The sequence below is a fragment of the Frankia sp. CeRuru1 genome (assembly GCF_977966315.1).
In genome coordinates this window covers 3,976-14,496 of the sequence record NZ_CDWWEW010000107.1, presented here as the reverse complement: position 1 = coordinate 14,496, position 10,521 = coordinate 3,976, and the positions used below count along the sequence as shown (strand labels likewise).

The 10,521-nt window shown below is 73.1% G+C and carries 5 protein-coding genes; 3 read left to right on the top strand and 2 right to left on the bottom strand.

Annotation, left to right across the window (positions count from 1 at the left end; genetic code table 11):
* A partial coding sequence (locus AC08OP_RS10335) for a FadR/GntR family transcriptional regulator (RefSeq protein ID WP_476613988.1) occupies positions 1-783 on the top strand: 783 nt, incomplete at its 5' end.
* Positions 784-843: 60 nt separating this feature from the next.
* On the opposite strand, the gene cbiE is transcribed toward AC08OP_RS10335, so the two are convergent.
* Complete coding sequence (cbiE, locus tag AC08OP_RS10330) at positions 844-2,319, bottom strand: precorrin-6y C5,15-methyltransferase (decarboxylating) subunit CbiE (protein WP_476613987.1); 1,476 nt, start codon at positions 2,317-2,319, stop codon at positions 844-846.
* Between the two features lie 834 nt (positions 2,320-3,153).
* On the opposite strand from cbiE, the gene AC08OP_RS10325 reads away from it, so the two are divergent.
* Entirely contained in the window at positions 3,154-9,318 is a 6,165-nt protein-coding gene (locus tag AC08OP_RS10325) for an SDR family NAD(P)-dependent oxidoreductase (RefSeq protein ID WP_476613986.1), read from the top strand.
* 78 nt (positions 9,319-9,396) lie between these two features.
* On the opposite strand, the gene AC08OP_RS10320 is transcribed toward AC08OP_RS10325, so the two are convergent.
* Positions 9,397-10,212 carry a TIGR03557 family F420-dependent LLM class oxidoreductase gene (locus AC08OP_RS10320; protein WP_476613992.1) on the bottom strand — a complete coding sequence of 272 codons (816 nt, stop codon included), beginning with the start codon at positions 10,210-10,212 and terminating at the stop codon, positions 9,397-9,399.
* 189 nt (positions 10,213-10,401) lie between these two features.
* Here AC08OP_RS10320 and AC08OP_RS10315 point away from each other — a divergent pair.
* The coding region (locus AC08OP_RS10315; RefSeq protein ID WP_476613991.1) for a helix-turn-helix domain-containing protein at positions 10,402-10,521 on the top strand (120 nt) is incomplete at its 3' end.

The window sequence follows — 10,521 nt, the reverse complement described above, 5'->3', positions numbered from 1 at the left end:
CCGGTCGGCCAGCGGGTGCGGGTACCCAAGACCGCGGAACTCGTCGCCAGCCAGCTGCGGCGGCGGATCATCCGCGGCGAGCTCAGCGAGGGTGACGCCCTACCGCCCGAACCCACGCTGATGGCGCAGTTCGGGGTCTCGCGCCCCACCCTGCGCGAGGCGTTCCGGGTGCTGGAGGCGGAGGCGCTAATCTTCGTGCGGCGCGGGGCCCACGGCGGCGCGCGGGTCCACACCCCGAGCCCCGAGGCCGCCGCGCGCTACGCCGGTCTCGTCCTCGAACACCGCGGCGCCGCCCTGGGCGACGTCCACCAGGCCTGTGCCGTCATCGAGCCGCCGTGCGCGGCGCTGCTCGCCGAACGGCGTGATCCCGCCGACGTCGCCCGGCTACGCCAGCTCCTCCACGAGGGTGACGAGGCCGCCGACCATCCCGTCGCGCTCGCCTCGGCCCAGGCCGCCTTTCACCTGGCCGTGGTGGAGCTGACCGGAAACAAGACACTGACCGTGATCACCGGGATGCTCCAGCATCTCGTGGAGCTCACGAACAGCCACGGCGGTCACCCCGGTGCCGACAACCGTCCGGAGGAGACCAGTCTCGCCGCGGTCGCCACCGATGACCGATCGTCCGCCCGTGCGACCCGCCGGATGCACGCCACGCTCATCGACCTCATCGAGGCCGGCGACACGCAGGGCGCCGCCGATCTCTGGCACCGGCACCTCGCCGCCCCCGACCACGCGATCCCCGGCGGTCCGGCCGACCGGTGCGTGCTGGACCTGCTCAGCTGAATCGAACTGCTGAATCAAACTGTGGAGGGTTGGTCACGGTTTCCAGGCCGCCGGCCGTGCTTAACCCTCCACATTTTCGGCGGATCGACGGACCGACGGATGGTGGGCGGCGGGCCACACCGTCCACTGGGTCACCGGCCTCGCCGGGCGCCATCCGGTGAAGCCACCGATCGGGACCGCCCGACTCACTGACAACCGGACCAAATCACCGCCCAGGCGGGCGTGCCAGGAGACGAGGAGCGCCTCGGACTCGAGGGTGACGGCGTTGGCGACGAGTCGGCCACGTCCGCCCAGCGCCGCCCAGCAGGCGTCGAGCAGCCCGGGGGTCGTAAGGCCGCCCCCGATGAAGACGGCATCCGCCGCCGGCAGCCCGGCCAGGGCCTCGGGCGCCCGGCCGGGCACGATCCGCAGCGCCGGCACGCCGAGAGCCGTGGCATTGCGCCGGATCCGGTCGGCGCGCTCCGCCCGCGGCTCGATCGCGATCGCACGACAGGTGCCATGGGTGCGCATCCACTCGATCGCGATGCTGCCCGAGCCCGATCCGACGTCCCACAGCAGTTCGCCCGGGACCGGTCCGAGCCGGGCCAGGGTCACCGCCCGGATCTCCCGCCTGGTGAGCTGACCGTCGTGCTCGAACGCGTCATCAGGCAAGCCCGGCGTCCGCGGGCGGTGCGGGGCGGACGGCGTGGGCACCGGCTCGACAGCGACGACGTTGAGGTCCGCCGGCTCGCGCAACGGCACCTGCGGCACGACCGACCCTTGCGGCACGACCGAGGCGGCCCCGCCCAGGTGCTCCACGGCGGCCCAGGCCCGGGCACCGGCCTCGACCCAGGCGGAGGCGGGGGCGCTCTGGCGCGCCTCGTCCGGCCCCCCGAGCCGGTCGAGAACCGTCAGCAGGCTCTCGCCGTACCCGCGCCCGACGAGCAGGGTGGCGAGCTCGACGGGCGTGGCCCGGTCGGAGCTGAGGACGAGCAGCCGTCGACGCGGCGCCAGTGCGGCCTGCACCTGCGCGAGGGGGCGCCCAACCGCGCTCACCACGTCGACGTCGTCCACGGCCCACCCGAGCCGCGCGCAAGCCAGGGAGAGCGACGAAGGATGGGGCAGGACCCGCACCCGGTGCGCTCCCAGCAGCCGGACCAGAGTGGTGCCGATCCCGAAGAACATCGGATCACCACTCGCGAGAACACAGAGCTCACCCCGCCCCGCCTGACCGCCGGTGCCGGCGTGCCCGGCCAGCAGGCGGGGCAGGGCCGGCAGCAGCGGGGACGGCCACGGCACCCGCCGGCCTCCGACGGGCTGGCCGTCGATCCTTTCGGGCACGAGGGCAAGCTGGCGATCGGCGCCGAACAGCACGGCCGCCCCGCGCACCACCTCACGGGCCGTCGGCGCCAGCCCCGCCCAGCCGTCGGCCCCAATACCTACCACGGTGACGCGCACAGCGGAGGGGATTGAGTCGGCACCGATGTCGGCGGAGCTCACCGGCCCGGGGGACCCGAATCTGGTGACGTCACCGGATCCGGGCGCGGTCGCCGACATGGCGGCAGTATCAGACACAACAGGCGAGCGTAGCGCGTCGGTCAGGAGGATCAAGAATAGCTGTGCGCCTCGTCCGGACAGACCTGGTCGGCGACCTCCGCCACCTGCCGCGCAACCGCGTCCCACCGCGTCGCGGCGGGTCGCGGCGGGTCGCGGCGGGTCGCGGGTATATCAGCCGCCGCCGGGCACGGAGGCCGCCGACGGCCAGGGGATGGAAAATCACCACCGTATCGGGTAGCAATTCCTGGTGAAATGCGATCCTCGACACGTTGCACGCCGGCTCCGCGATCGGTGTGGCCTTCGAAGTCCGGATCGCAGACGGACCCAGGAACAGGAAGAGCAGACATCTGTACGCCAGGATACCAGGAGCGCTCCGGGACCTGCGCATAGGATGGCCGGGTAAATTCTCACATGGCCCGATCGCGCCAGGACGTTTGAAGCCCAAACGCAGCATCGGGCACCATGGCGTTCATGCTTATTCACACGTGACCGACGACACGCACCCCCGGCCGGCATGGTCGTACCCTGAGAAGATGGAGACGTCGCACTCTCGACGGAGAGCGGACGGCTCCGCGACCCGACTCCTCGCCGGTTGCCTGAGCCCTACCCTTCCGTGTCCAGAAGAGATATTCCAAGTCGTTCTCGGCTCCAGCTTTCCGGGATTTTGTCCCACTCCGTACCGAGCGCTACCGGCTGGCCCTGACTTTGATCCGTGGCGGCCTTCTTCGTTGTCCGTCGACCCGTCGCCGAAACGGACGAAGGCGAACGCCCGGCGACGGACGCGGCTGTCGCCGACGCGTCGTTTCCTCATTGAATAGGACGCTGGGAGTTTGCATGCGCGATACGCGCGAAATCCAGGCACGATCGCCGCGCGGCACCGGTGCTGGGGCGAGCGAGGCGTGGCGTCTCCGGCTGGCCGGCCGATCGGAGGCGGCCCAGTGCGAGCTCCTGCTGGACCTGATAGCCGGCCGGGTCGCCGTGCTGACCGAGCGCAGCGGCGACGCGGCCATCCTCGGCCGGGAATCCTCCTGGCGTGGTCTCGGGGTGTACCGCGGCATCGCCGATCGGCTGCGGGACGAACTGTCCGCGGCGACGGGTCTGCGCCTGCCCGCCACGCTGTTGTTCGACCGGCCCTCCCCCGAGGCCCTCGCCGGCCATCTGCGCCGTGAGTTGCTGGGTATCGACGAGCCCGCCGCGACCACCGCCGTCCCCGCGGCCGTTCCCGCGGCCGTCGCCGTTCCCGCCACCGGCGAGGTCGGCTCGGAGCCGTTCCGGGGCCATGATCCCGTCGTCATCATCGGAATGGCCTGCCGGCTGCCCGGCGGCACCGACTCACCAGAAGCCCTGTGGGACCTGGTACGAGAGGGCCGGGATGCCGTCGGCGGCCTGCCCGACGACCGGGGCTGGGACCTCGACGCGCTCTACGATCCTGATCCCGATCAGCCTGGCACCGCCTACACCCGCCATGGCGGGTTCCTGCCCGGCATCGCGCTGTTCGACCCGGGATTCTTCGGTATCGGTCCGCGCGAGGCGCAGGCCGTGGACCCGCAGCAGCGGCTGATGCTGGAGATCTCCTGGGAGGTGCTGGAGCACGCGGGCCTCGACCCACGGTCGCTGCGGGGCAGCCGGACCGGCGTCTTCACCGGGGTGTCGCTGCAGGACTATGGCCCCGCCTGGCATGCGGCGCCCGCCGAAGCCCAGGGACAGCTGCTCACCGGCAACGCCTCCGGCGTGATCGCCGGCCGCGTCTCCTACACGCTCGGCCTGGAAGGGCCCGCGTTGACCATCGACACCCAGTGTTCCTCGTCCCTGGTGGCGGTGCATCTGGCCGGCCAGGCGCTGCGGGCCGGCGAATGCGACCTCGCTCTGGCCGGTGGGGTGACCGTGATGTCGACCCCAGGGATCCTGGTGGAGTTCAGCCGCAAGCGGGGCCTGGCGCCGGACGGGCGGTGCAAGGCGTTCTCCGCCGACGCCGACGGCACCGGCTGGGCCGACGGCGCGGGCGTGCTGCTGCTGGAACGGCTCTCCGATGCCCGCCGTAACGGCCATCACGTCCTCGCGGTCCTGCGTGGCACCGCGATCAACCAGGACGGCGCCAGCAACGGGATGACCGCGCCGAACGGCCTGTCCCAGCAGCGCCTGATCCGCCAGGCGCTGGCCAACGCGGGGCTGCGCGCCGCCGACGTCGACGCGGTGGAGGCGCACGGCACCGGCACGACGCTCGGTGACCCGATCGAGGCCCGGGCCGTCATCGCCACCTACGGCCAGGACCGAGCCACCTACGGCCAGGACCGTGCGGCGCGGCGGCCCGTCTACCTCGGGTCCCTGAAGTCGAACATCGGCCACACCCAGGCCGCCGCCGGCGTCGCCGGGATCATCAAGATGGTGCAGGCGATGCGGCACGGCGTCCTGCCGCGGACCCTGCACGTGCGCGAGGCGTCCCCGCACGTGGACTGGTCGGCGGGCGACGTCGCCCTGCTCACCGGGAACGTCCCCTGGCAGCGCCAGGATGGCCGGCCGCGACGGGCGGCGGTGTCAGCGTTCGGGGTAAGCGGCACCAACGCTCATGCCGTGCTCGAGGAAGCACCCCCCGGGCCGGGAACGGACGCCGTGGGTGCGGACCGCGCCGGGGAGAACCCGGCGAGCGCCCCGGTGCCTGTCGTCCTGTCCGGCCGCGGCGACGCGGCGCTACGTTCGGCGGCCGCCCGGCTCGGCACGCACCTGGAGCGCCATCCCGAGATCTCCCCCCTGGACGCGGGATACACCCTGGCGGGTCGCACCCACTTCGAGCACCGCGCCGTCGCCGTCGTCCGCGGATCGGCGGCGTGCAGCAGCGGCACGCACCTGGCCGGGACCGGGACCCTGACCGGGATCCTGGCTGCTCTGGCCGAGGCCCGCCCCACCGCCGGGCTGGTCCTGGGCACGGTCCGACCGGCGCTGAGCCGAAGCGGAACCGCTCGGGGCGCAACCGCCTTCCTGTTCACCGGGCAGGGTAGCCAACGCCCCGGGATGGGCCGCGAACTCCATGCGGCCTACCCGGCCTTCGCCGACGCCCTCGACGACGTCTGTGCCCACTTCGCGCCGCATCTCGAATACCCACTGCGCGACGTCATGTTCGCCCCCGCCGGTTCCCCGGGCGCGGCGGCGCTCGACCGCACCGAGTACACCCAGCCCGCGCTGTTCGCCTTCGAGACCGCGCTGTTCCGGCTCCTCGAATCCTGGGGTCTCGCCCCGGGGATCCTCGCCGGGCACTCCATCGGCGAGCTCACCGCCGCCCACGTCGCCGGAGTGTGGGCCCTCGACGACGCCTGCGCTCTCGTCGCGGCCCGCGGCCGGCTCATGCAGGCCTGCCGCGCCGGCGGAGCCATGACCGCCATCCGCGCCGGCGAGGCGGAGGTCGCCGAGTCCCTCGCCGGGCTCGCCGGGCGGGTCGAGATCGCCACCGTCAACGGCCCGAGCGCCACCGTCATCGCCGGCGACGCCGACCTCGTCGAGCGCGTCGCCGTCGGCTGGGCCGAACGCGGCCGCGCCATCAGGCGGCTGACGGTCAGCCACGCTTTTCACTCCCCGCACATGGACGACATGCTCGACCGGTTCCGAGCCGTCGCCGAGAAGATCATCTACTCCCCGCCGGCCATCCCCGTCGTCTCCACCCGGACCGGCGACCTCGGCCTCCAGGCCGGGCTCACCACCCCCGACCACTGGATACGCCACGTCCGCGAACCCGTCCGCTTCCTCGACGCCGCCCGTCGCCTGCACCGCGAAGGCGCCGTCGCCTACCTCGAACTCGGCCCCGACGCCGTCCTGACCGCGCTCCTGCCGGCCTGCCTAGCCGCCGACGCCCAGAGCACCGAGAGCACCGAGAGCACCCAGAGCACCGAGAGCACCCGGGACACCCAGAACACCCGCGACGCCCGCGACACGGTGGCCGCGGCGGCGTCCCGTGCCGGCCGCCCCGAACCCGACACCCTCCTCACTGCCCTGGCCGAACTGCACGTCCACGGCGTCGACGTCGACTGGCACGCCCTGTACCGAGGACGCGGCGCCCGGCACCGGGAGCTGCCCACCTACCCGTTCCAGCGCAGGCGCTACTGGCTCGACGGGACCACCGCCGTCCCCGCGCCCCGTAGCCCGACCGTCGGGACGGCCCGCGCGGCGGGCCCGGACAGCTGGTCCTACCGCACCGAGTGGCGGCCCCTGGACTCCGCGGACGTCACCACCGCCGTGACGGCCCAGGCCACCGCGGCGCCACCGCTGTCCGGCGTGTGGCCGGTGCTGACCCCGGCCGCCGGCGTTGACGAGGACATGCTCTCCCGCCTCTCCTGGATCATCGAACGCCTCGGCGGCACGGCCGTCACCCTCACCCTCACCGGCGACGACGCCGACCGCGCCCGGGTCGCGGCGCTGCTGTCGAACGCCGTACTGCTGTCGAACGCCATGCCGCCGCCCGACGCCATGCCGCCGTCGGGCGGCGGCCTCGCCGGGAAGAAGACGGTGCAGGCGGTACGCGGCGTCCTGTCCCTGCTCGCCCTCGACGACACGCCGCACCGCATCCATCCGGCACTGACCACCGGGCTCGCCCTCACCGTCCCGCTCATCCAGGCGCTGCACGACCTCGACGTGCCCGCACCGCTGTGGTGCGTCACCCGCGGCGCGGTCACCACCGGTCCCGACGACCCCGTCACCGCCCCGGACCAGGCCATGATGTGGGGACTCGGCCGCACCCTCGCTCTGGAGGACCCCGGCACCTGGGGCGGTCTGATCGACATCCCGACCGACCTCGACGATCAGACGCTGGCGTGGTTCGGCTCCGCCCTCACCGCCCCCGGTGGCGAGGACCAGCTCGCCGCCCGTGCCACCGGGCTGTTGGTACCCCGCCTCGTCAGGGCCGACACCGTCCTACCAGCCGACACCGTCCCACCAGCCGACACCGTCCCACCAGCGTGGCGGCCCCACGGCACGGTCCTGATCACCGGTGGCACCGGCGCCCTCGGCGCGCATGCCGCCCGCCGGCTCGCCCGCGACGGTGCGCGCCGGATCGTCCTCGTCAGCCGCCGTGGCCCCGCGGCTCCGGGGGCGGAGGAACTAGGCGCCGAACTCGCCGCCCTCGGCGCCGAGGCGATCATCGAGGCCTGCGACGTGGGAGAGCACGAACAGCTCGCCGCCCTGCTGCGGAGACTGGCCAAGGCGGGCCGGCCGGTGTCCGCCGTCGTACACGCGGCCGGTGTCATGGGACAGGTGACCGCCCTGCACAAACTCGATCTCGGGGAGTTCGCGGAGGTCGTGGCCGGGAAGGTCGCCGGCGCCGCCGGCCTCGACCGGCTACTCGACGGGATCGACGGGATCGACGGCACCAGGCTGGAGGCCTTCGTCCTGTTCTCGTCGGTGTCGGCGACCTGGGGCAGTAGCGGCCAGTCCGCCTACAGCGCGGGCAACGCCTACCTCGACGCCCTCGCCGCGCGGCGGCGCGCGCTCGGTCTCGCCGCCACCTCTGTCGCATTCGGCCCGTGGGCCGACGCCGGAATGGGCGCCGAGGCCACGTTCCGTGACTACCTGGGCCGCCGTGGCCTGACCCCGCTGCCCCCCGACGCAGCGGTCACCGCGCTCACCCGGGCGGTCGCGGGCGGGCAGGCCGCGCTCACCGTCGCCGACGTCGACTGGGAGCGCTTCCTCCCACCCTTCACCGCCGCCCGCCCCGGGCATTTCTTCGACGATCTATGGAGCCGGTCCACGACGGCCGGACCCGAGGGGGACGCCGAGCCGACCGGCACCGCCGCGCCCCCCGCCCGAGTGGACTACGGAACGCTGCCCGGGCCCGCCCGCGCCCGCGCGCTGTTCGACCTCGTGCGGGCGGAGGCCGCGGCCATCCTCGGGCACCCGTCGCCCGACGACGTGGACCCGCAGCGCCGCTTCCTCGAACTCGGCTTCGACTCACTGGCCTCGGTGCAGCCCAGCCGCCGACTGGCCGCCGCCACCGGCCTCACCCTGGCCACGCCCGTTGTCTTCGAGCATCCGACGGTCTGCGAGCTCACCCGCCATCTCGACGCCCTCGCCACCCTCGCCACCCTCGCCACCCAGCGGCACCCGGACATCGTGCCCGGCAGGCCCCCCGCGCGGGCCGGGACGCAGGTCGCGCCGATCGGCGTGCGCGAGCTGTACCGACAGGCGTGCACGGACGGCAAGTTCGCCGAGGGCGTCGGTGTCCTGCGGGCCGCCGCCCGGCTCAGGCCCGTCTTCCGCACCGTCGAGGCCTTCGGCGCGCCCGCCGCGCCGGTGAGACTCGCCTCGGGTCCGGCCCGGCCCACCATCGTCTGCCTGCCCTCGATGGTCGCCCCGTCGGGACCGCACAACTTCGCCCGCCTTGCCCTGCACCTGCATGGCCGGCGGGACGTGTACGCGCTGCCGCATCCCGGATTCGGCGACGGGGAGCTGCTTCCGGCCACCGCGGATCTCGTCGTTGACCTGCATGCCGAGACCATCGCCCGGGCGTTCGACGAGATCCCCGTCGTGCTCGCGGGTTACTCCTCGGGCGGCTGGCTGGCACATGCGATCGCGGCCCGGCTGGAGGCCCGCGGGATCCGCCCCGGGGCGGTGGTGCTGCTCGACACGTGGCTGCCCGGGGACCGCATCCCCGAGGGCGACATCCAGGAGGAGCTTCGCGGCGTCGCCCTCAACGACCAGGCCTTCGCGCTGATGACGGAGGCACAGGTCACCGCGCAGGGCGCCTACCTGGACCTGTTCGAGGGCTGGCGGCCGACCACCGTCGACGCGCCGGTCGTCCTCGTCCGGGCGATGGAGCGCATGCCCCAGCAGGCGGTCGCCGAGAACCCTGACGGGGAGGGCCAGGCCTGGGTGACCGACTGGGTGATGGAGCACGAAAGGCTCGACGCCGCCGGCAATCACCAGACGATGATGAACGAACACGCCGCCTCCACCGCCGCAGTCCTCCACCAGTGGCTTGCAGAACTGGGCCGGCCCACGGAACTGGAGCGGCGCTGATGCGGTGACCGGGCTACCCCCGGGGCCCTCGGGTCACCGCCCCCCGGATCACCGGCCCTCGGATCACCGGCCCTCGGGTCACAAGGCGGCCAGCGCCGGCCTGAGGACGCGTTCGTAGAAGTCGCAGAAGCCGCCCTGATCTGGACCGATCTGGAGCAGGGCGACCTCGGTGAACCCGGCGTCGGCGAACCGCCGGACCCCCGCGACGAACGGCTCCGGGTCGGGCCCGTGCGGGATCTTCGGGGCGAGGTCCTCCGTATGGAGGGTCTGGGAGTAGGCATCGAAGTTCACCGGGTTGGGGAGCTCGGCCTGCACCTTCCACCCCGCGGCACACCAGCGGAACTGCTCCCGCGCCAGCAGCAATGCCTTCTCGGCGTCGGCGCCGTAGCACACCGGCAGTTGCCCGACCCCGGGCCGGGCGTCGACGCCGGTGGCCCCACCGCTCCCACCGGCCGCACGGCTCCCACCGGCCGCCTGGAACAACCGCATCAGGCTCGGGTCCGGCTCGGCGGCGATCGCCAGGTCCGCCAGTTCACCGGCAATCCGGCAGCTCTCCGGCCCGGACACCGCCACCCCCAGGGGAATCGGCGCGTCCGGGAGGTCGAACAGCTTCGCCGGCTCGACGAACAGATACTCACCCCGGTAGGTGACATACCTGCCGGCCCACAGCTCCCGGATGATCTCGATAGCCTCGCGCAGCATCCGGTGCCGGACGTCCGCGCTCGGCCATCCCCGCCCGCCGTCGAAACAGTCCTGGTCAGCCCCCGCACCCGTAGCGGGACGGCGATCCGTCCGCCATCGGCCAGTTGCTCCACCCACGCCGGTGGGATGTCCCGTGCGCCGTAACGATGATCCGGTCGGACGGGGCACGCTCGGGTGCACCGAACTCGCCATCCACCGGAACACCAGTCGTACTCTCATGGTTCGATGCTCCGGCCGTGAATCGACGGGCACAGCACCTCGGCGGCGGTCTGGGCGGAGCTGAGCGTCGACGGTTTCAGCCATGAGATCATGACGGAGTGACCCAGGAACGTAGCGCGCAGGCCCCGTCCTTCAGGGCGGGGCTAGCGCATCAACGCCAGCGTGACAAGCACGCCTGCTATCCTGTCACTTATAGGGTCGAAGGTGGTGAAGCGGGCGTACCGCTACCGTTTCTACCCGACCCCGGAGCAGGCCGCCCAGCTCGCGCAGACGTTCGGCTGC

Excerpts from the sequence above, each read along its gene's own strand:
- cbiE (WP_476613987.1), bottom strand. The coding sequence starts at position 2,319 with ATGTCGGCGACCGCGCCCGGATCCGGTGACGTCACCAGATTCGGGTCC.
- AC08OP_RS10325 (WP_476613986.1), top strand. The coding sequence starts at position 3,154 with ATGCGCGATACGCGCGAAATCCAGGCACGATCGCCGCGCGGCACCGGT.
- AC08OP_RS10320 (WP_476613992.1), bottom strand. The coding sequence starts at position 10,212 with ATGGCGAGTTCGGTGCACCCGAGCGTGCCCCGTCCGACCGGATCATCG.